The sequence below is a fragment of the Methylobacterium sp. UNCCL125 genome (assembly GCF_900116795.1).
Lineage (GTDB): Bacteria > Pseudomonadota > Alphaproteobacteria > Rhizobiales > Beijerinckiaceae > Methylobacterium > Methylobacterium fujisawaense.
Window position 1 is genome coordinate 38,967 of the sequence record NZ_FPBW01000003.1, and the last position, 19,504, is coordinate 58,470.

Genomic DNA, 19,504 nt, shown 5'->3' on the forward strand with positions numbered 1-19,504 from the left:
TGCACTCTCGGTCTGAGTGCCTGCCTGCCGGCCGCCTCCTCGACGGCGTGAGGCACGATGGCATGCCGGAGGTGCGCTCCTAATGGTCGCCTACAGCTTCAAGAAGCAATTCGGTCCGCCGATCTTGGCGAACACGAAGACCCAGACCATCCGGGCCGAGCGCCTCGGCCGATCGCGGCACGCCCGCCCAGGCGAGCAGGTCCAGCTCTACAGCGGTATGCGAACCCGCCAGTGCACGAAGCTCGGAGAGTCGCCCTGCATCGCCGTCTGGCCGATCGAGCTGCACCTGCGCGACAGCATCGTGTTCGCCAACGGCGGCTGGATCCGGACCCAGGAGGACCTCGACGCCTTCGCCCGACAGGACGGTTTCCGCGACTGGTCCGCCATGGTCGCTTTCTGGGCGGCCGAGCATCCCGGCGTCGAGGTGTTCGAGGGCGTGCTGATCCGGTGGCAGCCGCTCGCGCCGATCGCCGAGGCCGCGGAATGAGTACGGATCCCAAGCTTCTCGCCCATGCGGCCGCTCTAGGCCACGGGGACCTCGCGAAGGCGCTAGAGTACTTCCGGCCCCATCCTGGCACGAACGGCCCCGTTTCCCTTCGTGGGCCCGAGATGAGGCGTCACCTCGCGGTGATCGAGGCCGTGCTGGCTGGCGGCACGGCGTTAGAGATCCAATGCGCCGCCGCAGCGATGAGACAGGCAGCGCAGGACGTCGCTCACGGTCACGCGGATGCAATGGAGGGCAACCCGCCGACGGACGGCGAAACCGCCGCACGCCGCATCGCCGAGGACATTCGAGCGCTGCCCATCAGCGGCGAAGACAACGGAGGCGCAGCATGACGAAGCGCGCCCCGAAGCCCCTCCCGCCGCCAATCGACGACGAGCGCCGCCGCGCGGGTGAAGCCGCCCGAGCCCTGCGCGACGCGATTGCCGACCCATCGACCATGGGCGCGAAGACTGTGGCGCATGTCGACCTCGCGCGCCCCCGCCGCGGCGAATGGTGGGAGAGCTGGGCGAACCTGCCCGGTTTCCACCGGATCAACGGCAGGGCCGGACGCTACATCCACGAGCTGCTGCCTGGCTGGAGCTACGAGCGGCGCGAGATCCGGGCCGAGATGATCCCGGACCTCGAGGCGCTGGCCGAGCGCGGCGAGCGGCCGACCGAGGCGACGAGCGGGAGGGCCGCGTGAGACCGCTATCGAAGCTGATCGAGACGATTGCCGGAGCCGCCCGCGCCTTCCGTCAGAACGGGTGCCGACACGACTGGCGCCCCGAAGGCAATCTGATCGTGCGGCCCGGCAGACGTTTGGAAACCGCGGAGCAACGCTATCGCTGCCCAAAATGCGGGGCGACGCGTCAGGAGGGCATTTTCTGATGAGCCGCCGCTACGCCGCCGACACGTCGGTCCCGATGGACCGCAGCATCTCCGAGGTCCGGACCACCGTTCGGCGCCACGGCGCCAGCGAGTTCGCCCACATGGAGAGCGACACGCAGGCCGCGATCCACTTCACCATGCGCGGCCGGCGGATCCTGTTCCGGCGCGCGATGCCAGATCCGAAAGACGCCGATTTCACGAAAACCGAAACCGGCCGCGATCGATCCGCCTCGGCGGCCGAGACCGCATGGGAGCAGGCCTGCCGGTCGCGCTGGCGGGCGCTCGCCTTGGTCATCAAGGCGAAGCTGGAGGCAGTCGAGGTCGGCATCGTGGTGTTCGAGGACGAGTTCCTCGCCAACACGGTGCCGCCAGGCGCCAGCGTCACCTTCGGCGAGGCCGTCCGCGAGGACATGCGGCTCGCACACGAGAAGCGCGAGCTGACACCGCTGTTGCCGTACCTGGGAGGGAGCAGTGCCGCGTAGCGTTCGCACATCCGAACGGCCGGAGCGCCCCGCACTTCCGTTCGCACCCAAGGGCATCTCGCGGTTGGAGGCCGCCCGCTACGTCGGCGTCTCCGTGACCACCTTCGACGAGATGGTACGAGAGAGGCTGATGCCTCGGCCGAAGCAGGTTGGCTCGCGCGTGCTTTGGGATCGCGCACAAGTCGATCTATTCTTCGAGGCGCTGCCGGAACGCGAGGCGAACCAGGAGAGCGACGAGGATATCCTGGCGAGGCTCGGGTGACGCGCATCCGAGTGAAGGGGTTCAAGATCTTCGCGGACCGGCACGGCGCGATGCGGTGCTACCACCGGACGACCGGCGAGAAGATCGACCTGAAGAAGGCGCCGCTTGGATCCGCTGCGTTCTTCTCGGAGGTGGCGCGGATCGGGAAGAGCGCCGAGACCGCCGCTGCGCCCAAGGCCGGCACGCTCGGCAGCCTGATCGTCGCCTACCGCGCGCACGCGGCCTTCACCGACTTGGCCCCGCAGACGCGCGCCGACTACCAGAAGGTCCTCGACTATCTGAAGGACATCGACGGCACAGACCTTGAGCGGTTCACGCGCCCTTTCGTGGTGAAGGTCAGGGACCGCGCGGCCGAGCGGAAGGGGCGTCGATTCGGCAACTACGTGAAGGCGGTGCTGTCGCTGATGTTCGCCTGGGGGTCGGAGCGCGGCCACCTGCCGGCGAACACGGCCACCGGCATCAAGGATCTGCGCAAGAAGAAGGGTGAGCCCGACGCCAACCGCCCTTGGTCGGACGCCGAGCGCGAAGCTGTGCTGGCCGCCGCGCCGCCGCACATCCTCACTCCGGTCGCCTTGATGATGTTCACCGGCCTCGGACCGAAGGAGGCGCTCGGCCTACCGCGGGAGGCCTTTCGCGATGGTGAGCTGTCGACGAGTCGCGCCAAGACAGGCGAGCCAGTGTTCTGGCCCGCGCCGCTACCGCTCACGATGATCCTGGCCGCCGCGCCGGAGCACACGGCGCCGACCCTGTGCGCGAACTCCGAGGGCAAACCCTGGACGCTCAGCGGATTCCGCGCGTCGTGGCGGCCGATTCGATTGAAGCTGGAGAAGGCGGGGAGGGTGCAGCCAGGCCTCACGCTCTATGGGCTGCGGCACACCCTGGCCGTCGTGCTACGCGAGATCGGGCACGACGAGAGAGCCATCGCCGACGCGCTCGGACAGCGCACGATCGAGATGGCCCGGCACTATGCGAAGGGTGCGGATTTGGCACCGAAGATGCGAGCGCTGGTGGCTTCGCTGGACGCCGAGTTTGCGCGCCGAAGCGCGGGCGGCCGTCAAACCCAGAGGCCAGAAACGTCAAACCCGCCGGAAGGCGGTTTGGGTCAAACGAGCAAAATCAAGAAGTTAGGTGGTAGCGAGGGAGGGATTTGAACCCCCGACACAAGGATTATGATTCCTCTGCTCTAACCAGCTGAGCTACCCCGCCACGCGGCACGACCGTCCGCGAGGACGATGCGTGCAGTGGCCGCGGTATAGGAAGAGCGGACGCTCGCTGTCAACGGTTTTGGGTGCGCAAAGCGCGCGTCCGGATCGGGCTCGATCCATGTCCCGCCGATCGCGGACGGGACAGCCCGGCTGTCACCGGAAGTCGACCGTCGCCGATGCGGCGGCCATGTGCGGTCCGTCGAAGCCCGCTAGGTTGACACACGGGCCGCCTGAAGGCCCGTCACATCGCGGAGCGTTCGATGACAGCGCGCACGAACCATCGTTGGAACACCAGCCTCGCCGCCCTTCTCGTGCTGGGCGTGCCGCTCCTCGCCGGCCCGGCCATCGCGGCGGGCAACGACGCCACCTATCGCGCGGCCCTCACCGGCAGCAGCGAGGTCCCGGCGACCACAGGTGCCGGCACGGGCGAGATCACCGCGACCTTCGATCCTGCCGCCAAGCGCCTCAGCTGGTCGGGACGATACAGCGGTCTCACCGGCCCGGTCACGGCCGCCCATTTCCATGGTCCGGCCAAGGCCGGTGAGAATGCCGGCGTGCTGGTTCCGGTGACGGCGGCGAGCAGTCCCTTCTCCGGCGAGGCGATCCTCGACGACGCGAAGGCCGCCGATCTCGCTGCGGGCCGCATCTACTTCAACCTCCACACCGCCGCGAACCCGAAGGGTGAGATCCGCGGCCAGCTGGAGCGCGCGCCCTGATCCGGAACGGCGAGAGCCTCGACGTTCCCGATTGCGCCCGGTAGGCGGATCCCATCCTCCTGCCGGAGCTTTCGATGAAGCAGATCGACGCCATCATCGCCTGGACGCCCCTGCGTTGGGCAGAGCTGAAGCCGGAAACCGCCGGGCAGGTCGTCGTCCTGCCCGCACCCGACACGGCGGGCGAGGCGAAGCGCTACATGATGCGCGCCGGCGCCAGCTCGTCCGCCCTGGCCGCCCTGTCGGAAGAGGCGCGCATCGCCCGCCTCTTCATCGACTTCCAGACCCTCGTGGTCCGCGACGGGATCGACCCGCAGGCGGCCCACCGGGCGTTTCTGACGATCGACGAATATCGGTTCCGCATAGCCCCCGACACCGAGGGTGCGGAATTCGAGGATCCGCCCGAGGAGGATTAGCCTTCTGCCCGCGGCCGGCCGTTGCGTCGTGCTCACGCAAGCGTGAGAATTATGAATGCACACAGGCCGAAGCCGCCCTATCTTCCGATGGGTCGTGATTTCGTCCGAGGCCGGCCATGCCCGTATCCCGTCGCGCCGTCATCGCCGCAGCGGCCCTCGCCCCGCTCGCAGGGCGATTCGCCACCGCGGCGGAGCCGCTGATCCGCCGCCCGATCCCCTCCACCGGCGAGATGCTTCCGGCCATCGGGATCGGCACGTCCCGACGCTACGAGGTCGAGCCGACGCCCGACGCGGTGGCGCCGCTGAAGGAGGCGGTGAAGACCTTCGTCGCCCTCGGCGGCTCGGTGATCGACACGGCCCCGAGCTACGGGACCGCCGAGGACGTCCTCGGATTGATCCTGGCGGAGCCCGGCCTGCGCCAGAAAATCTTCCTCGCCAGCAAGGTCGACACGACCGGCCGCGATGCGACGCTGGCGGAGTTCGAGCGGTCGCTCAAGCGGATGAAGGTCGATACACTCGATCTCGTGGCGGTCCACAATCTGATCGACGTGACCGAGAATCTGGCGATTCTGCGGGATCTGAAGGATCGCAAACGCATCCGCTATGTCGGCGTCACGGTCTGGCGCGACAACCAGCTCGACGCGCTCGAAGCCGTCATGAAGCGCGAGACGCTCGACTTCATCCAGGTGAACTACGCCATTGACAACCGTGCCGCCGCCGAGCGTGTGATTCCGCTCGCCGCGGACCGCGGTGTGGCGGTGATGACCAACGTGCCGTTCGGCCGCGACCGCCTGTTCAAGGCGGTCCAGGGCAAGGAACTGCCGGCTTTCGCCAGGGACCTCGGCTGCGCGAGCTGGCCGCAGGTCTTCCTGAAATACGTGCTCGGCAATCCGGCCGTGACCTGCCCGATCCCCGGCATGGCGAAGGCCGCCTATGTCGAGGACAACCTCGGCGCCGCGCGGGGCAAGCTCCCGGATGCGGCACAGCGCAAGCAGATGGAGATGTTCATCGATGCGGTCTGATCTCACCTCGCGCCGCGCGGCGCTCGCCCTCGCGGCCGGACTCGCCGTCGCCGCGGCCATGCCCGCGCTGGCCCAGGACGGCCCGAAAAAGATCCGGATCGGCGTCATCGGGGCCGGAAATATCGGCGGTACGATCGGGACGCTCTGGGTCAAGGACGGCCACGAGGTGATGTTCGCCTCCCGCCACCCGGAGCAGTTGGCGGCGATGGTCTCGGAGCTGGGACCGAAGGCCAAGGCCGGCACGCCCGAGGAGGCGATCAAGTTCGGCGATGCCGTGTTCATCGCCGTCCCCTACAAGGCCTATCCGGAGCTCGCGAAGGAGATCGGCCCGGCTCTCAACGGCAAGGTCGTCCTCGATGCCGGCAACGCCACGCAGAAGCGCGACGGCGCGCTCTACGACGAGGTCCAGGCCAGCGGGATCGGCGCCACCTCGGCCAAGTACTTTCCCGGCGCCAAACTCGTGCGCGCCTTCAATGCGGCCAACTACAAGGTCTTCGCCAAGGAAGGCGCCGATGGCGGCAAGGGTCGCGCGGGCGGACGGATGGCGATCCCGATCGCCGGGGATGACCCGGAGGCTCTGAAGGTCGCCGAGGGCCTCGTCCGCGACGCCGGCTTCGATCCGGTGGTGGTCGGTCCGCTCAAGGAGGCCGACAAGTTCGCCATGGGCTCCCAGGGCTTCGGTCACGACGTGACCGCGTCGGAGATGCGCCAGAAACTCGGACTGGCGCAGTAGGGGCGTCATCCGATCCGTCGCCACGCCGTGCGGAGGCGACGGGTCGGACCGAGTCTCCGTGAGGGAGGCTTGCCCGAGGGAAAGCCCATTCCGGTGAGATCGGCCCATGTCTGAACCCGCACCCGCCCGCGGCACGCTCGCGCGCCTGATCGACGTTCAGCCCGGCGAGGGTCGGGCGCTGGCGTGGTCCTGGGCCTACATCTTCTCGATCCTGGCCGCCTACTACGTGCTGCGCCCGATCCGGGATCAGATGGGCGTCGCCGGCGGCATCGAAAACCTGCCCTGGCTGTTCACCGCCACCCTGGTCGGCATGCTCGCCCTCAACCTGCCCTTCGCCTACCTGGTGAAGCGGATGCCGCGGGCGCGGTTCGTGCCGATCACCTACCGGTTCTTCGCGGCCAACATCCTGGCCTTCGCGCTGACGCTCTATCTCGCCCCCGCCGAGTGGGGCGTGTGGATCGGCCGGGTGTTCTTCGTCTGGCTGTCGATCTTCAACCTGTTCGTGGTCTCGATCTTCTGGGCGACGATCGTCGACGTGTTCTCGAACGCCCAGGGCAAGCGCCTGTTCGGCTTCATCGCGGCCGGCGCGACGCTCGGCGCCATCGCGGGTTCGGCGACCACCGCGATCCTCGCCAAGAACGTCCCGACCTGGGGCCTGATGCTCTGCGCGGTGGTGCTCCTCGAGATCGCCGTATTCTGCATGCGCGGTCTCGCGGCCTTGTCGACGCAGCTGCACGAGGTGCCGGGCCGCGACCGCAGCGCCGATGACGGGCAGGATCGGACGATCGGCGGCAGCGTGCTCGCCGGCGTCACGCGAACCTTCGCGTCCCCCTACCTGCTCAACATCTCGCTGTTCCTGCTCCTGTTCTCGGTGACCTCGACCTTCCTGTATTTCGAGCAGGCGGGCATCGCCAAGCGGAGCTTCTCGGACCGGGGTGCGCAGACCGCCTTCTTCGCCAGCGTCGACCTCGCGGTGAACGTCCTGACGCTGGGAATCCAGCTGTTCCTCACCGGCCGGATCGTGAATCGCATCGGCGTCGCCCTGACGCTGGCGATCCTGCCGGCCTTCAGCATCCTCGGCTTCGCGGCGCTCGCCGTCTGGCCCACGATCGGCGTGATCGTCGCGTTCCAAGTCCTGCGCCGGGCCGGCAACTTCGCCATCGCGCGACCGGTGCGCGAGGTGCTGTTCACCGTCGTCCCGCGGGAGGATCGCTACAAGGCCAAGAGCTTCATCGACACGGTGGTCTACCGCCTGGGCGACCAAGTCGGCGCATGGTCGTTCACGGGCATCCAGGGCGTCGGATTCGGCAGCGCCGGCGTGGCGGGCGCCGCGATCCCGCTCTCGGTGGCGTGGCTCGTGAACAGCCTCTGGCTCGGGCGCGCACAGGACCGGCGCCGGGACGAGCAGGCGGCGGAGCCGGTCGGTGAGTCTGCGCGGCCCATGCCGTTCGGTCGCGGGGCGGCCTCGCCCGGTCGGTGAGCGACGCGGGCCGGCCTACCGGTGCCGCATGAAGTCCCAGATCAGGTAGGCCGGGAACGGCAGCATGATCGCGAAGAAGATCCAGTCGAACATCTGAGGCATCAAGCCATCTCCCGCTCGGCCCCCTCTGGTTCTACCGGCATGGCCGTGTGAAGTTCCGCGCGGCGGCGGCGGTCCGTTAAGAGGCGGTTTACCCTGACGGGCGACGTATCGCGCTCGGTCCGGGCGGGAGAGAGACATGGCGGGACCCGCATGGTCGGCGCCGCGGCGCTGGTGGCGCTCCGCCCAGCTCGCGATGGCCGTGCTCGGGCTCCTCGCCGTGACGCCGGCTCCGGTCGCCGCGCAGGAGCCGCTCTACATCCGCATCCGCCCCCTGCCGGACGCCGAGGCCGCGCGCGTGGCCCGGGAGATGCTCTGGGCGCGCCGGCAGGCCCATGCCCGTGCGGTGATCGAATCCGTCTGCACCGGCTGCCTCGGTGCCTGGAAACCCGAGACCGTCCCGGCGCCGAGCCCGGCTCCGGCGCCGACGGAGGACCGGATTGCGAACCTCACCGTTCCGATAGGGGTTGAACTCGACCCCGGCTCCGGGGCATCCGACCCGCATCCAGATTCATCGACCTCCGAGAGGCATCCATGACGCAAGCGCATCCGACCAGCGGCGCCGAGCCCGAAGTCGATTGCCCGGTAACCCTCGAGGTCCTGGGCTCCGTCTACCGGGCCGACGACTTCGACCTGCCGCTGATCCTGGAGCAGATCCCGCCGCTGAAGCGCGCGCAGCTGGCCACCTACCTCTACGGCAAGAGCCACATGCACAAGCTCGGGCTGAAGGTCGCCCGCTCCTGCGAGCGCGACGACCTCATCCGCGTGGCGGGCGAGATCGGCTCGGTGATCCACGGACAGGCGCACCTGAAGCCGTCGCGGCCGGCACCCGAGCCGGCCCCGCAGCTGCGCGCCAAGACTCCGCCCGGCCAGAAGAAGGTGAGCCTCGCCGGCGCCGCCGCGAAGCCCGCGATCAGCCTCGGCGGCTCGGCCAAGGTCCGTAACTTCGACTGAGAGCCGACGCGTCGGGTGAGCCGAGACCACGTCGCGCGCCTGAGCGGATCGGCCGATTCGGGTCCCGGGTCGCGCCGCGTGGCCCCGGGACGACGCAAGAGCGTACGACCGACGGGCGGAATCCGGCATTCCGTCGGCGTCAGCGCGTCGGAAGACCGGACAACCCGGACTTGTGCGTTGCACCCGCCCCGGCCTTCGGATAATCGCCCGCGATGAACACCGACCACGACAAGATCCTGATCGTCGATTTCGGCTCTCAGGTGACCCAGCTCATCGCCCGCCGGGTGCGGGAGGAGGGCGTCTACTGCGAGATCGTGCCCTTCACGAAGGCCGAGGCCGCGTTTCGCGAGCAGAAGCCCAAGGGCGTGATCCTCTCCGGCGGCCCCGAATCGGTAACCGTCGAGGCCTCGCCCCGCGCGCCCCAGCTCGTGTTCGATTCGGGCGTCCCGGTCTTCGGCATCTGCTACGGCCAGCAGACCATGGCGGCTCAGCTCGGCGGCGCCGTCGAGGGCGGACACCACGCGGAGTTCGGCCGGGCCGAGGTCGAGATCCTGGCCGATTGCCCCCTGTTCAAGGGCGTCTGGCACAAGGGCGAGAAGTACCCGGTCTGGATGAGCCACGGTGACCGCGTCACCAAGCTGCCGGACGGCTTCACCACCGTGGCGATCTCCAAGAACGCGCCCTTCGCGGCGGTGGCCGACGAGGCCCGCAACTACTACGCGGTGCAATTTCACCCGGAAGTGGCACACACCCCCCACGGCGCCCTGCTGATCCGCAACTTCGTGCGCGACGTGGCCGGCTGCTCGGGCGACTGGACCATGGGCGCCTATCGCGAGGAGGCCATCGCCAAGATCCGCGAGCAGGTCGGCTCCGAGAAGGTGATCTGCGGCCTGTCGGGTGGCGTCGATTCCGCCGTGGCGGCCGTGCTGATCCACGAGGCGATCGGCGACCAGCTGACCTGCGTGTTCGTCGACCACGGCCTCCTGCGCCTGGGCGAGGCCGAACAGGTCGTGGCCCTGTTCCGCGACCACTACAACATCCCGCTGGTCCACGTTGAGGCGTCGGGGATGTTCCTCGCGGCCCTCGAGGGCGTCTCGGATCCCGAGGTCAAGCGCAAGACCATCGGTCGCCTGTTCATCGACGTGTTCGAGGCCGAATCGAAGAAGATCGGCGGGGCGAAGTTCCTGGCGCAGGGCACGCTGTATCCGGACGTGATCGAGAGCGTGTCGTTCACGGGCGGCCCGTCCGTGACCATCAAGAGCCACCACAATGTCGGCGGCCTGCCCGAGCGCATGGACATGAAGCTCGTGGAGCCGCTCCGCGAGCTGTTCAAGGACGAGGTCCGGGTCCTCGGCAAGGAACTCGGCCTGCCCGAGGGCTTCGTCGGCCGCCACCCGTTCCCGGGCCCGGGCCTGGCGATCCGCTGCCCCGGCACGATCACCGCCGAGAAGCTGGAGGCCCTGCGCAAGGCCGACGCGATCTACCTCGACGAGATCCGGCAGGCCGGCCTCTACGACACGATCTGGCAGGCCTTCGCGGTGATCCTGCCGGTGAAGACCGTCGGCGTGATGGGCGACGGCCGCACCTACGATCATGTCTGCGCGCTGCGCGCCGTCACGTCGGTGGACGGCATGACCGCCGATTTCTACCCGTTCGACATGGCCTTCCTGGGCCGGGTCGCGACCCGGATCATCAACGAGGTGAAGGGCATCAACCGGGTCACCTACGACATCACCTCGAAGCCCCCGGGCACCATCGAGTGGGAATGAGCAGGCCCGCAGCCGTCATCGCGAAAGCCGCGAGCCGATTCTGGGGAGCGTGACGGCAGGATTCCGGGCGCTCCCGGATCGCGCCGCGTCGCGCGCCGGGACGATGCGGACACCGTGCCGTAGACCGCGCCCCGTCACGGCCCGCAGAGCGCCGGCTCGACCGCCTTCAGCGCCGGCCGGAACGCCGCGAGATGCAGCCCGTCCCGCAGGGCACCGGGCTTGGCATAGCCGGTGTCGCCGTCGCGCAAGGCCGCGAACGGGTCCGTGAACACGCAGCCGAGCCGGCCGCACAGGTTGCGCAGGCGCTGCGAGTAAACTGCCACCGCGCCGGCATCGACGAGCTTGCTGAGCTCACGCCCGACCGGGGGGAGGGCCGTCACCACGACGCGCGGGCTCAAGGTCTGGAGCCGCTTGATGATCGCCTCTGCGGCGGCTTCGAACTGCGCCGTCGGCCTGTCCAGCCGCGGGTTGTTCTTCACGAGGATGTCGTTGGTCCCGATCGTCAGCGCGGCGAGCCGGGGAGGGACCTTGAAGGTCAGGCGCGCGAGGTGGTCCGCATAGCTGGCCGCGGTCGAGCCGCTGATCCCGCCGTTGAGGAAGTCGAGGCCGCAGGGCCGCTGGCTGCCGGGCTGCAGTTCCACCTGGGAATCGCCGGCCCAGAACACGTAATCCGGCGGCGCCTCGTCGAGGCTGACCTGCACGGCGATCAGGCGCATCTCCGCGTAGGCCCGCGCATCGGCGGCCGGCCTATGCAGGCGCCACCCGGCGAAACCGCCGATCGCCAGCAGGGCGAGCCCACCGAGGATGAGAAGGGCGACGCGCCTCACGGCTCGGCCCCGGCCCGGTCGACCTGCGCGTCCAGCCGCGCATCCGTGGAGGCGTAGTAGGGTTTAATGTCGAGGAGCGGCGTGCCGTCGAGGCAGTCGAGCCCGCGCACGCGGAGCGTGTCGCCGTCGCGGCCGAGCAGTTCCACCACCGACAGGGCGATCGGGTTGGGACGGGCGGGCGAACGCAGGGAGAAGGTGCCGCGGGGACCGTCGGCGTGGCGCGGGCGCTGGATCACGAGGCCGCGGGTCGCCCGGTCCATCCAGTAGAGCAGGATCAGGTGCGTGCAGCCCGTGACGTTGCGCAGGCCGGGGACGTAGGCCGGATCGACCTCCACGGTGCAGACCGCATCGGTCTGCAGGCCGTTCTTCGGACAGTCGGATCGCGCCTGCCAGGGCGTGCGCAGCCGGCCGATGAAGTGGAGGCCCGCATCGAAGGTCGTGGGCAATTCTGCCCTCACTTCGCCGGGACGGGTTCCGAACTCATCCGCGTCCATGCCGCCTCGCTCCGCGCCGGCGGGCTTGTCGGCCATGTCTCCGCAGCCCGCAACCCCGCATCTCGCCCCCGGATGGTGCGGGGTGTAGATCCGGCAGCAGGAACGGAGGCGACATGATCGAGCGGGAATTGCGGCCGATGCAGGCGGTGGCCGATGCCGGGACCGCCGTCGACCGGCTGGTCGAGCTCTACGACGACGCGGCCGGCGCCCTGCGAAATGCCCTGGAGCGCTACCTCGCGGGGGGGCCGCCGCCGGACGCCACCGAGCGGCTCGCCTTCCGCTACCCGGAGCTGCGGATCAGCTATCGCCCGGACGGGCCGCTGCCGCGCGTCCGGCGCGCCACCGCCAAGCTCCAGGCGGCCGGGACCTACGCCACGACGGTGACGCATCCGGCGTTCTTCCGGACCTACCTGACCCGTCAGCTGGAGCCGCTGATCGCGGATTACGGCATCGCCATCGAAGTCGGGCTGAGCGCGCAGGAGATCCCCTATCCCTACGTGCTGGAAGCCGGGCTCGACGCGGGCGGCCGGGCGGTCGACGGCGCGGATCTCGCCACCTACTTCCCGGTCCCGCTCCTGTCGCTCGTCGGCGACGAGATCGCCGACGGGACCTTCGACCAAGTGGCGGGCGAGCCGCTGCCCCTGGCGCTGTTCGACGGCGTGCGGGTCGATTACTCCCTCCGGCGGCTGGTCCATTACACCGGCTGCGACTGGCGCGACGTCCAGCCCTGGATCCTGCTCACCAACTACCACCGCTACGTCGACCAGTTCGTCCGCCACGGCCTGGAGCGGCTGGCCTCGGGCGCGGAGGGGTTCGAGCGGCTGGTCCTGCCGGGCGGAGTCTCCGTGAGCCGCGCCGAGGCCGCCGAGGCCGACCCCGCCGCGGTGATCGCCGCCTCGCCCTGGCACCGGCACCAGATGCCGGCCTACCATTTGGTGGCGCGCGACGCCGACGGGACCCAGCAGGGCACGACGCTGGTCAATATCGGCGTCGGCCCCTCGAACGCGAAGACGATCACCGACCATCTGGCCGTGCTGCGCCCGGATTGCTGGCTGATGGTCGGCCATTGCGGCGGCTTGCGGCAGTCGCAGACGATCGGCGACTACGTGCTGGCGCACGCCTATCTCCGCCGCGACCGGATCCTCGACGAGCTCGTGCCGCCGGACGTCCCGGTCCCGGCGCTGGCCGAGGTGCAGGTCGCGCTCCAGAGCGCCGCCGCTTCTGTGACGGGCGAGCAGGCCGATGCCCTGAAGCGGCGCCTGCGCACCGGCACGGTGGTGACCTATGACGACCGCAACTGGGAGCTGCGCTTCAGCCAGGAGCGGCGGCGGATCAACCAGTCCCGCGCGATCGCGGTCGACATGGAGAGCGGCACCGTCGCCGCGCAGGGCTTCCGCCTCCGCGTACCCTACGGCGCGCTGCTCTGCGTCTCCGACAAGCCGCTCCACGGCGAGATCAAGCTGCCGGGCGCCGCCAATGCGTTCTACGACCGGGCCGTCTCGGAGCATCTCCAGGTGGGATTGGCGGCACTCGACGTGCTGCGCGCCGACCGGCACGGTCTCCACTCGCGCAAGCTGCGCAGCTTCGATGAGCCTCCGTTCCGGTGAGGGGCGCCCGGCGCGGTCTTCATCCGGTCCGCGCCCGAGGACGGCTCTCGCGACGGACTGCCACGTCGCCCCAAATACTCAAGCTTGGATATCGCGGCGTTTTGAAGTGTTGGGAGATTAATACACCTCGCTTCAAGCTGAGATTTCCCATGACTCGTATCGCACTTGTTTCGACCGCTCTTCTGGCAGCGGTCGCTTTCGCTCCGACCGGTGCGGATGCGCGCGGCTTCGGCGGGGGTGGCTTCCACGGCGGAGGCTTCGGCGGTGGCGGATTTCACGGCGGCGGGTTCGGCGGCGGCTTCCCCGGTGGCAGCGTGAGCGGCGGATCGTTCCGGAACGGCGGCTTCGGCGGCGGTGCCTTTCAGAACGGCGGCGTCGGTGGGGCGCGGGTCGGCGGCCTGGGTGGTGGCTTCCGGGGCGCGGGGCTCGGCGCTGCCGGCGTGGCCGGAGCCGGCGGGCTTCGGGGCGGCGGCCTCCGGACCGGCGGATTCCACGATGCCGGCCGGTATGGCGGGATCGGGAACCGCGGGATTGTCGGGCGTGGCTACGCCGACCGCGGTTACTACGGCCGGCGCTATGGCCGCGGCGTCGGCTACGGCCTTGCGGGGGTCGGGCTCGGCCTCGGGGTCGGCTACGGCCTGAGCGGCCTCGACTACGGGTACGACAATTGTGCCGACACGTACGGCTACGGGGCTTACGACCCGGCCGCCTGCAACGGCTACTACGGCTACGGCTACTGAGCCACGCGAAGCGGGTCCCCAGACGCCCTTTGAGACAGCACCGCGCCCGGCCGGCTCTCGGCCGGGCGTCCGCGTTCGTAAGCAGGCCGGCGCGGCCCATCGCACCGAGAGCCTTCGCGGTTGGCGAAGGCTCGCTCAACAACTCCCGAATTGCGAACCGTTCCAATACTACGAGGATGCCGCCTCCGGCGTAGCGTGGTGCGGGGACGATCGCGGTGAGCGGGGAGGGGTCGATTGCGGCGACGGCGGCACTGCTCTTGGCGTGCATGAGCCTCTGGGCGACCGCCCTGCTGCCCGAGATCGTCACGGCGCTCGCCTTCTTCGGACTGGCGATGCTGCTGCGGCTCGGCTCCGCCGCGACGGTGTTCTCCGGCCTCTCGTCCTCCGCCTTCTGGCTGGTCCTGTCCGGCCTGGTGGTGGGGCAGGGCATGACCCGGACGGGCCTCGGCGCCCGCATGGCGCGGAGCCTCGCCCTGCGCCTCTCGGGCTCCTACGGCCACTTCATCACCGGGCTGGTGGCGCTGAGCTTCCTCATCGCCTTCGTCATGCCGTCGAATCTGGGCCGCATCGCCCTGATGATCCCCGTGACCCTGGCGCTCTGCGACGCCTTCGGCCTCGCGGTCGGCCGCCCGGGACGGACGGGCGCGGTGCTGGCGGTCGGCATCGCCACGCCGATCCTGTCGGCAGCGATCCTGCCCGCCAACGTGCCGAACCTCGTCATGGCCGGCTCGGCGGAACACCTGCTCGGGCTGCAGCTCTCTTACCTGTCCTACTTCGTCCTGCACGCCCCGGTCCTGGCCGCGGTCAAGGGCGTCCTGCTGGTGGCTCTCATCGTCCGGCTGTTTCCGGACGACCTCGGCCCGACCGCGCCGACCCTGCCGGTGCTGCCGCCGCTCTCCGCGCCCGAGCGGCGCCTCGCGGTGATCCTCGCCTGCACGCTGGTCCTCTGGATGACCGACGCCCTGCACGGGCTCGCCCCCGCCTGGGTCGGCCTCGCCGCCGCGGTGGTCTGCCTGCTGCCGCGGATCGGGGTGCTGCCGCCCGAAGCGTTCCAGCAGGTCAACCTGCGGACCTGCTTCTACATCGCGGCGCTGCTCGGTCTGGTCGCCCTGGTCAACGAGACCGGTCTGGGCGGGCGTCTCGGCCATCTGCTCCTGGCGGTCGCGCCCCTGGCGCACGACGCGCCGACACAGAACTTCGCGGTGCTCACCGGCATGGCGACGGTGCTGACCCTGCTCGTCACCGCCAACGGCGCGCCGGCCCTCTACACGGCCCTGGCGGGCGAGATGACGGAGGCGAGCGGCCTGTCATCCCTCGCGGTCGTCTCCCTGCAGGTGATCGGCTACTCGACCATCTTCTTCCCTTACCAAGCGCCCCCGATCGTGTTCGCCAGCGAGCTCGGGGGCGTCCGCCTCGGGGACGCGACGCGCCTCACCGTGAGCTTCGGTCTCCTGTCGTTGCTGGTGGCCGCGCCCCTCGACTATGCGTGGTGGCGACTGCTGGGGCAGCTGAGGTGACAGAATCGGCAAAGTGTCGCCCCAGACGGCACATTGCGCCGCACCATGGCGGATTGCGGGTTGCCCGCTCAGCCACTAGCGCTACCAGATTAGAGATGGTCCAGTTCGCAGCTGCGAGGCTTCAACCCGATGGCACCCACCGCCCGCCCGACAGTGGCACAGCCGCTATCGCCCCATCTCCAGATCTATCGCTGGACCTGGACGATGGCGATGTCGGTGTTTCACCGTATCACCGGCACCGCGCTCTATGGCGGGACTGCACTGGTCGCCATCTGGCTCGTGGCTCTGGCTTCCGGACCGGTCGGCTACTCTTACGTGGCCGGCTTCTTCGGCTCGCTGTTCGGGCGCCTGATCCTGTTCGTCTATACGTGGGTGCTGATGCACCACATGCTGGGCGGCATCCGGCACCTGATCTGGGACACGGGCGTGGGCTTCGATCGGGAGAAGCGCCTGTCGATGGCCCGGCTGACCCTGATCGGCTCGGTCGCGCTCACCCTCGTCATCTGGGCGGTCGCCCTTCTGGTCCGCTGAGGAGGCCCACATGGCTCAGAAAGAGGTCCGGCAGGACACGCGCGTCTCGATCCGCACCCCCCGCGCCCGGGTCCGCGGCCTTGGCGTCGCGCACCACGGGGCCGGCCACTGGTGGCTGCAGCGGCTGACCGCCATCGCCAACGTCGTGCTGATGCTGAGCTTCGTGGTGATCGTCGCCAAGATGTCGGGCCGCGGCTTTGCGGAGGCGCGGCTCCTCGTCGCGACCCCCCTGGTGTCAATTCTCCTGATCCTGGCACTGCTGTCGGTTACGATCCACATGCGGCTCGGCATGCAGGTGATCATCGAGGACTATGTGCACGCCCCGGCCATGAAGATTGCGGCGGTTCTCGCCAACAACGCCTACGCGGTCGTCGTGGCCGTGGCCTGCCTCTACGCGGTGCTGCGCATCGGCTTCGGACAGCCGGCCTGAACCCCGCCAACCCCTATTTCGAGGAGCCGAACATGGCCGCCAACGGCACAAACGGCAGCGGGCCTGCCTACACCATTCACGATCACGCCTTCGACGTGGTGATCGTCGGCGCGGGCGGCGCCGGCCTGCGTGCCACGGTCGGCTGCTCGGAAGCCGGCCTGCGCACCGCCTGCATCACCAAGGTGTTCCCGACCCGCTCGCACACCGTGGCGGCGCAGGGCGGCATCTCGGCGTCCCTCGGCAACATGGGCCCGGACGACTGGCGCTGGCACATGTACGACACCGTGAAGGGGTCGGACTGGCTCGGCGACCAGGACGCCATCGAGTACCTCGTGCGCAACGCGCCCGCCGCCGTGTACGAGCTGGAGCACTGGGGCGTGCCGTTCTCCCGCACGGAGGAAGGCAAGATCTACCAGCGCCCGTTCGGCGGCATGACCACCGATTACGGCAAGGGCACCGCCCAGCGCACCTGCGCGGCGGCCGACCGCACCGGCCACGCCATGCTGCACACCCTCTACGGGCAGGCGGTGAAGAACCAGACCGACTTCTTCATCGAGTATTTCGCCCTCGACCTGATCATGGACGAGGAGGGCCGCTGCCGCGGCGTCATCGCCCTCGACCAGGCCACCGGCGAGATCCACCGGTTCCGCGCCCAGATGACCATCCTGGCGACCGGCGGCTACGGACGCGCCTATTTCTCGGCGACCTCCGCGCATACCTGCACGGGCGACGGCAACGCCATGGTGCTGCGCGCCGGCCTGCCGCTGCAGGACATGGAGTTCGTGCAGTTCCACCCGACCGGCATCTACGGCGCGGGCTGCCTGATCACGGAAGGCTCCCGGGGTGAGGGCGGCTATCTGACGAATTCCGAGGGCGAGCGCTTCATGGAGCGCTACGCACCGTCGGCCAAGGACCTCGCCTCGCGCGACGTGGTCTCGCGCTCCATGACCATGGAGATCCGGGACGGCCGCGGCGTCGGCAAGAACAAGGATCACATCTACCTGCACCTCGACCACCTGGATCCGAAGATCCTGCACGAGCGCCTGCCGGGCATCTCGGAATCCGCGCGGATCTTCGCCGGTGTCGACGTGACCAAGGAGCCGATCCCGGTCATCCCGACCGTCCATTACAACATGGGCGGCATCCCCACGAACTATCACGGCGAGGTGCTGACGCTGCGCGACGGCAACCCCGACACCGTGGTTCCGGGCCTGATGGCCATCGGCGAAGCAGCCTGCGTCTCCGTCCACGGTGCCAACCGCCTGGGCTCGAACTCGCTGATCGATCTCGTGGTGTTCGGCCGCGCCGCCGGCAACCGCTGCGCCGAGATCGTCGAGCCGAACGGCCGCGCCATGGAACTGCCGAAGGGGGCCACCGACAAGGCCCTCGAGCGCCTCGACCGGTTCCGCTACGCCAACGGCGCGACGCCGACCGCGGAACTCCGCGCCGAGATGCAGAAGACGATGCAGAACAATTGCGCCGTGTTCCGCACCGGCGAGGTTCTGGAGGAGGGCAAGGGCCTGATCCACAAGGTCTGGAACGCCGCCGCCGACGTGAAGGTCACCGACCGGTCGCTGGTCTGGAACACCGACCTCCTGGAGACCCTGGAGTTCGACAACCTGATCGGCCAGGCGGTGGTCACGATGGAATCGGCCGCCAACCGCACGGAATCCCGCGGCGCCCATGCCCGCGAGGACTTCCCGGACCGCGACGACAAGGACTGGATGAAGCACACCCTGTCCTGGCTCGACGAGGGCCGTCACCAGGTGAACATCGATTACCGTCCGGTGCACACCTACACGATGTCCAATGAGATCCAGTACATCGAGCCGAAGGCCCGCGTGTACTGATACGAACCTCTGCTCAACGACTGCGGCGGCGGGGCTTCTGCCCCGGCCGCCACGTCCTGCTCTAGCGGAAGCCGTCGAGAACCATGGCCCAGTTCAACCTTCCGAAGAATTCTCAGATCACGCAGGGCAAGTCCTGGCCGGCGCCTCCCGGCGCCAGGAACCTGCAGACCTTCAAGATCTACCGCTGGAACCCGGATGACGGGGCCAACCCGCGGATCGACACTTATCAGGTCGATCGCGAGGATTGCGGCCCGATGGTCCTCGACGCGCTCCTGTGGATCAAGAACAAGGTCGACTCGACGCTGGTCTTCCGCCGCTCCTGCCGCGAGGGCATCTGCGGCTCCTGCGCGATGAACATCGAGGGCCAGAACGCGCTCGCCTGCACGATGGGCATCGACGAGTGCAAGAGCCCCGACAACGCGCTGCCGGTCATGACCCGCAAGGACGAGGACGGGGCGATCCGGATCTATCCGCTGCCGCACATGCCGGTCCTGAAGGACCTCGTGCCGGACCTCACGAATTTCTACGCCCAGCACGCCGCCATCGAGCCCTGGCTGCAGACCGAGACGCCGGCCCCGGAGAAGGAGTGGCGCCAGACTCCGGAGGACCGCTCCCGCCTCGACGGTCTGTACGAGTGCATCCTCTGCGCGTGCTGCACCACGTCGTGCCCGAGCTACTGGTGGAACGGCGACAAGTTCCTCGGCCCGGCAGCCCTGCTGCAGGCCTATCGCTGGCTGATCGACTCGCGCGACGAGAACACGGGCCACCGCCTCGACGGGCTGCACGACCCGTTCCGGCTGTACCGCTGCCACACGATCATGAACTGCGCCAACACCTGCCCGAAGAGCCTGAACCCGGCCAAGGCCATCGCCGAAATCAAGAAGATGATGGTGGAGCGCACGCTCTGATTGCAGAGCCGGGCCACGTATTGAGGCCTGAAGGCCACACTGGGCCGAAAAGCCCGGCTCTCCGCAGCGGAGTCGTCTGAGCTTGGGAGGGCC

The 19,504-nt window shown here is 69.1% G+C and carries 23 protein-coding genes and 1 tRNA gene; 21 read left to right on the forward strand and 3 right to left on the reverse strand.

All coding sequences use genetic code 11. The annotated features are described in order from the left end of the window. Positions 1–82 precede the first annotated feature (82 nt). From BM396_RS02040 to BM396_RS02065, 6 genes are all read left to right on the forward strand, one after another. Entirely contained in the window at positions 83–487 is a 405-nt protein-coding gene (locus BM396_RS02040) for an ASCH domain-containing protein (protein ID WP_043383610.1), read from the forward strand. After that, the gene (locus BM396_RS02045; protein WP_043383612.1) at positions 484–837 is read left to right on the forward strand and encodes a hypothetical protein; all 354 of its coding nucleotides are present in this window, start codon (positions 484–486) and stop codon (positions 835–837) included. Before BM396_RS02040 ends, BM396_RS02045 begins: the two co-directional genes overlap by 4 nt. Further along, positions 834–1,187: a hypothetical protein gene (locus tag BM396_RS02050; RefSeq protein WP_043383615.1), complete on the forward strand. Its 354-nt coding sequence runs from the start codon at positions 834–836 to the stop codon at positions 1,185–1,187. Before BM396_RS02045 ends, BM396_RS02050 begins: the two co-directional genes overlap by 4 nt. 184 nt (positions 1,188–1,371) lie before the next feature. Next, positions 1,372–1,854 (forward strand): hypothetical protein, encoded by a 483-nt coding sequence (locus tag BM396_RS02055; protein ID WP_043383617.1) that lies wholly within the window; start codon positions 1,372–1,374, stop codon positions 1,852–1,854. 94 nt (positions 1,855–1,948) lie between these two features. After that, entirely contained in the window at positions 1,949–2,116 is a 168-nt protein-coding gene (locus tag BM396_RS33195) for a hypothetical protein (protein ID WP_244538790.1), read from the forward strand. Next, positions 2,113–3,267, forward strand: coding sequence for a tyrosine-type recombinase/integrase (locus BM396_RS02065; RefSeq protein ID WP_199807248.1), 1,155 nt, complete (start codon positions 2,113–2,115; stop codon positions 3,265–3,267). Before BM396_RS33195 ends, BM396_RS02065 begins: the two co-directional genes overlap by 4 nt. On the opposite strand, the gene BM396_RS02070 is transcribed toward BM396_RS02065, so the two are convergent. After that, positions 3,246–3,322: transfer RNA gene (locus BM396_RS02070), tRNA-Met, on the reverse strand. The genes BM396_RS02065 and BM396_RS02070 overlap by 22 nt on opposite strands. A gap of 259 nt (positions 3,323–3,581) precedes the next feature. Here BM396_RS02070 and BM396_RS02075 point away from each other — a divergent pair. The 8 genes from BM396_RS02075 to guaA all read left to right on the forward strand — a co-directional run bounded on the left by BM396_RS02075 (position 3,582) and on the right by guaA (position 10,507). Next, the gene (locus BM396_RS02075) at positions 3,582–4,037 is read left to right on the forward strand and encodes a CHRD domain-containing protein (protein ID WP_043383623.1); all 456 of its coding nucleotides are present in this window, start codon (positions 3,582–3,584) and stop codon (positions 4,035–4,037) included. 74 nt (positions 4,038–4,111) lie between these two features. Beyond that, positions 4,112–4,450: a hypothetical protein gene (locus BM396_RS02080; protein WP_043348958.1), complete on the forward strand. Its 339-nt coding sequence runs from the start codon at positions 4,112–4,114 to the stop codon at positions 4,448–4,450. A gap of 116 nt (positions 4,451–4,566) precedes the next feature. Beyond that, a complete protein-coding gene (locus BM396_RS02085) occupies positions 4,567–5,472 on the forward strand; it encodes an aldo/keto reductase (RefSeq protein WP_043383626.1) in 906 nt (301 codons plus the stop codon). Further along, positions 5,462–6,205 carry an NADPH-dependent F420 reductase gene (locus BM396_RS02090; protein WP_043383628.1) on the forward strand — a complete coding sequence of 248 codons (744 nt, stop codon included), beginning with the start codon at positions 5,462–5,464 and terminating at the stop codon, positions 6,203–6,205. The genes BM396_RS02085 and BM396_RS02090 overlap by 11 nt, the downstream gene beginning before the upstream one ends. 106 nt (positions 6,206–6,311) lie before the next feature. Beyond that, the gene (locus BM396_RS02095) at positions 6,312–7,685 is read left to right on the forward strand and encodes an NTP/NDP exchange transporter (protein WP_043383631.1); all 1,374 of its coding nucleotides are present in this window, start codon (positions 6,312–6,314) and stop codon (positions 7,683–7,685) included. 238 nt (positions 7,686–7,923) lie between these two features. Beyond that, entirely contained in the window at positions 7,924–8,322 is a 399-nt protein-coding gene (locus tag BM396_RS02100) for a hypothetical protein (RefSeq protein ID WP_043383635.1), read from the forward strand. After that, a complete protein-coding gene (locus tag BM396_RS02105; protein ID WP_043352116.1) occupies positions 8,319–8,738 on the forward strand; it encodes a hypothetical protein in 420 nt (139 codons plus the stop codon). The genes BM396_RS02100 and BM396_RS02105 overlap by 4 nt, the downstream gene beginning before the upstream one ends. Positions 8,739–8,950: 212 nt before the next feature. Further along, the gene (gene guaA / locus BM396_RS02110; protein WP_043383638.1) at positions 8,951–10,507 is read left to right on the forward strand and encodes a glutamine-hydrolyzing GMP synthase; all 1,557 of its coding nucleotides are present in this window, start codon (positions 8,951–8,953) and stop codon (positions 10,505–10,507) included. Between the two features lie 134 nt (positions 10,508–10,641). Here the strand turns inward: guaA and BM396_RS02115 are convergent, their stop codons facing one another. After that, a complete protein-coding gene (locus BM396_RS02115) occupies positions 10,642–11,334 on the reverse strand; it encodes an SGNH/GDSL hydrolase family protein (RefSeq protein ID WP_043383641.1) in 693 nt (230 codons plus the stop codon). Further along, positions 11,331–11,864: a tRNA (N6-threonylcarbamoyladenosine(37)-N6)-methyltransferase TrmO gene (tsaA, locus tag BM396_RS02120; RefSeq protein ID WP_244538791.1), complete on the reverse strand. Its 534-nt coding sequence runs from the start codon at positions 11,862–11,864 to the stop codon at positions 11,331–11,333. The genes BM396_RS02115 and tsaA overlap by 4 nt, the downstream gene beginning before the upstream one ends. A 77-nt stretch (positions 11,865–11,941) precedes the next feature. On the opposite strand from tsaA, the gene BM396_RS02125 reads away from it, so the two are divergent. From BM396_RS02125 to BM396_RS02155, 7 genes are all read left to right on the forward strand, one after another. Beyond that, entirely contained in the window at positions 11,942–13,435 is a 1,494-nt protein-coding gene (locus BM396_RS02125) for an AMP nucleosidase (protein WP_043383644.1), read from the forward strand. A gap of 149 nt (positions 13,436–13,584) precedes the next feature. After that, on the forward strand, positions 13,585–14,175 hold the full coding sequence (locus BM396_RS02130) for a hypothetical protein (protein ID WP_043383647.1): 591 nt from the start codon (positions 13,585–13,587) through the stop codon (positions 14,173–14,175). 215 nt (positions 14,176–14,390) lie between these two features. Next, the gene (locus BM396_RS02135; RefSeq protein ID WP_043383650.1) at positions 14,391–15,692 is read left to right on the forward strand and encodes an SLC13 family permease; all 1,302 of its coding nucleotides are present in this window, start codon (positions 14,391–14,393) and stop codon (positions 15,690–15,692) included. A gap of 129 nt (positions 15,693–15,821) precedes the next feature. Beyond that, positions 15,822–16,223, forward strand: a complete 402-nt coding sequence (gene sdhC / locus BM396_RS02140; RefSeq protein ID WP_043383652.1) for a succinate dehydrogenase, cytochrome b556 subunit — start codon at positions 15,822–15,824, stop codon at positions 16,221–16,223. A gap of 10 nt (positions 16,224–16,233) precedes the next feature. Then, positions 16,234–16,653 carry a succinate dehydrogenase, hydrophobic membrane anchor protein gene (gene sdhD / locus BM396_RS02145; protein WP_043383655.1) on the forward strand — a complete coding sequence of 140 codons (420 nt, stop codon included), beginning with the start codon at positions 16,234–16,236 and terminating at the stop codon, positions 16,651–16,653. 32 nt (positions 16,654–16,685) lie between these two features. Continuing rightward, the gene (gene sdhA, locus BM396_RS02150; protein WP_043383658.1) at positions 16,686–18,503 is read left to right on the forward strand and encodes a succinate dehydrogenase flavoprotein subunit; all 1,818 of its coding nucleotides are present in this window, start codon (positions 16,686–16,688) and stop codon (positions 18,501–18,503) included. A gap of 83 nt (positions 18,504–18,586) precedes the next feature. Then, positions 18,587–19,411, forward strand: coding sequence for a succinate dehydrogenase iron-sulfur subunit (locus tag BM396_RS02155; protein WP_043383661.1), 825 nt, complete (start codon positions 18,587–18,589; stop codon positions 19,409–19,411). Positions 19,412–19,504 lie beyond the last annotated feature (93 nt).

Coding starts and splice junctions, on each gene's coding strand:
- BM396_RS02040 (WP_043383610.1), top strand. CDS start 83: ATGGTCGCCTACAGCTTCAAGAAGCAATTCGGTCCGCCGATCTTGGCG.
- BM396_RS02045 (WP_043383612.1), top strand. CDS start 484: ATGAGTACGGATCCCAAGCTTCTCGCCCATGCGGCCGCTCTAGGCCAC.
- BM396_RS02050 (WP_043383615.1), top strand. CDS start 834: ATGACGAAGCGCGCCCCGAAGCCCCTCCCGCCGCCAATCGACGACGAG.
- BM396_RS02055 (WP_043383617.1), top strand. CDS start 1,372: ATGAGCCGCCGCTACGCCGCCGACACGTCGGTCCCGATGGACCGCAGC.
- BM396_RS02075 (WP_043383623.1), top strand. CDS start 3,582: ATGACAGCGCGCACGAACCATCGTTGGAACACCAGCCTCGCCGCCCTT.
- BM396_RS02080 (WP_043348958.1), top strand. CDS start 4,112: ATGAAGCAGATCGACGCCATCATCGCCTGGACGCCCCTGCGTTGGGCA.
- BM396_RS02085 (WP_043383626.1), top strand. CDS start 4,567: ATGCCCGTATCCCGTCGCGCCGTCATCGCCGCAGCGGCCCTCGCCCCG.
- BM396_RS02090 (WP_043383628.1), top strand. CDS start 5,462: ATGCGGTCTGATCTCACCTCGCGCCGCGCGGCGCTCGCCCTCGCGGCC.
- BM396_RS02095 (WP_043383631.1), top strand. CDS start 6,312: ATGTCTGAACCCGCACCCGCCCGCGGCACGCTCGCGCGCCTGATCGAC.
- BM396_RS02100 (WP_043383635.1), top strand. CDS start 7,924: ATGGCGGGACCCGCATGGTCGGCGCCGCGGCGCTGGTGGCGCTCCGCC.
- BM396_RS02105 (WP_043352116.1), top strand. CDS start 8,319: ATGACGCAAGCGCATCCGACCAGCGGCGCCGAGCCCGAAGTCGATTGC.
- guaA (WP_043383638.1), top strand. CDS start 8,951: ATGAACACCGACCACGACAAGATCCTGATCGTCGATTTCGGCTCTCAG.
- tsaA (WP_244538791.1), bottom strand. CDS start 11,864: ATGGCCGACAAGCCCGCCGGCGCGGAGCGAGGCGGCATGGACGCGGAT.
- BM396_RS02125 (WP_043383644.1), top strand. CDS start 11,942: ATGATCGAGCGGGAATTGCGGCCGATGCAGGCGGTGGCCGATGCCGGG.
- BM396_RS02130 (WP_043383647.1), top strand. CDS start 13,585: ATGACTCGTATCGCACTTGTTTCGACCGCTCTTCTGGCAGCGGTCGCT.
- sdhC (WP_043383652.1), top strand. CDS start 15,822: ATGGCACCCACCGCCCGCCCGACAGTGGCACAGCCGCTATCGCCCCAT.
- sdhD (WP_043383655.1), top strand. CDS start 16,234: ATGGCTCAGAAAGAGGTCCGGCAGGACACGCGCGTCTCGATCCGCACC.
- sdhA (WP_043383658.1), top strand. CDS start 16,686: ATGGCCGCCAACGGCACAAACGGCAGCGGGCCTGCCTACACCATTCAC.
- BM396_RS02155 (WP_043383661.1), top strand. CDS start 18,587: ATGGCCCAGTTCAACCTTCCGAAGAATTCTCAGATCACGCAGGGCAAG.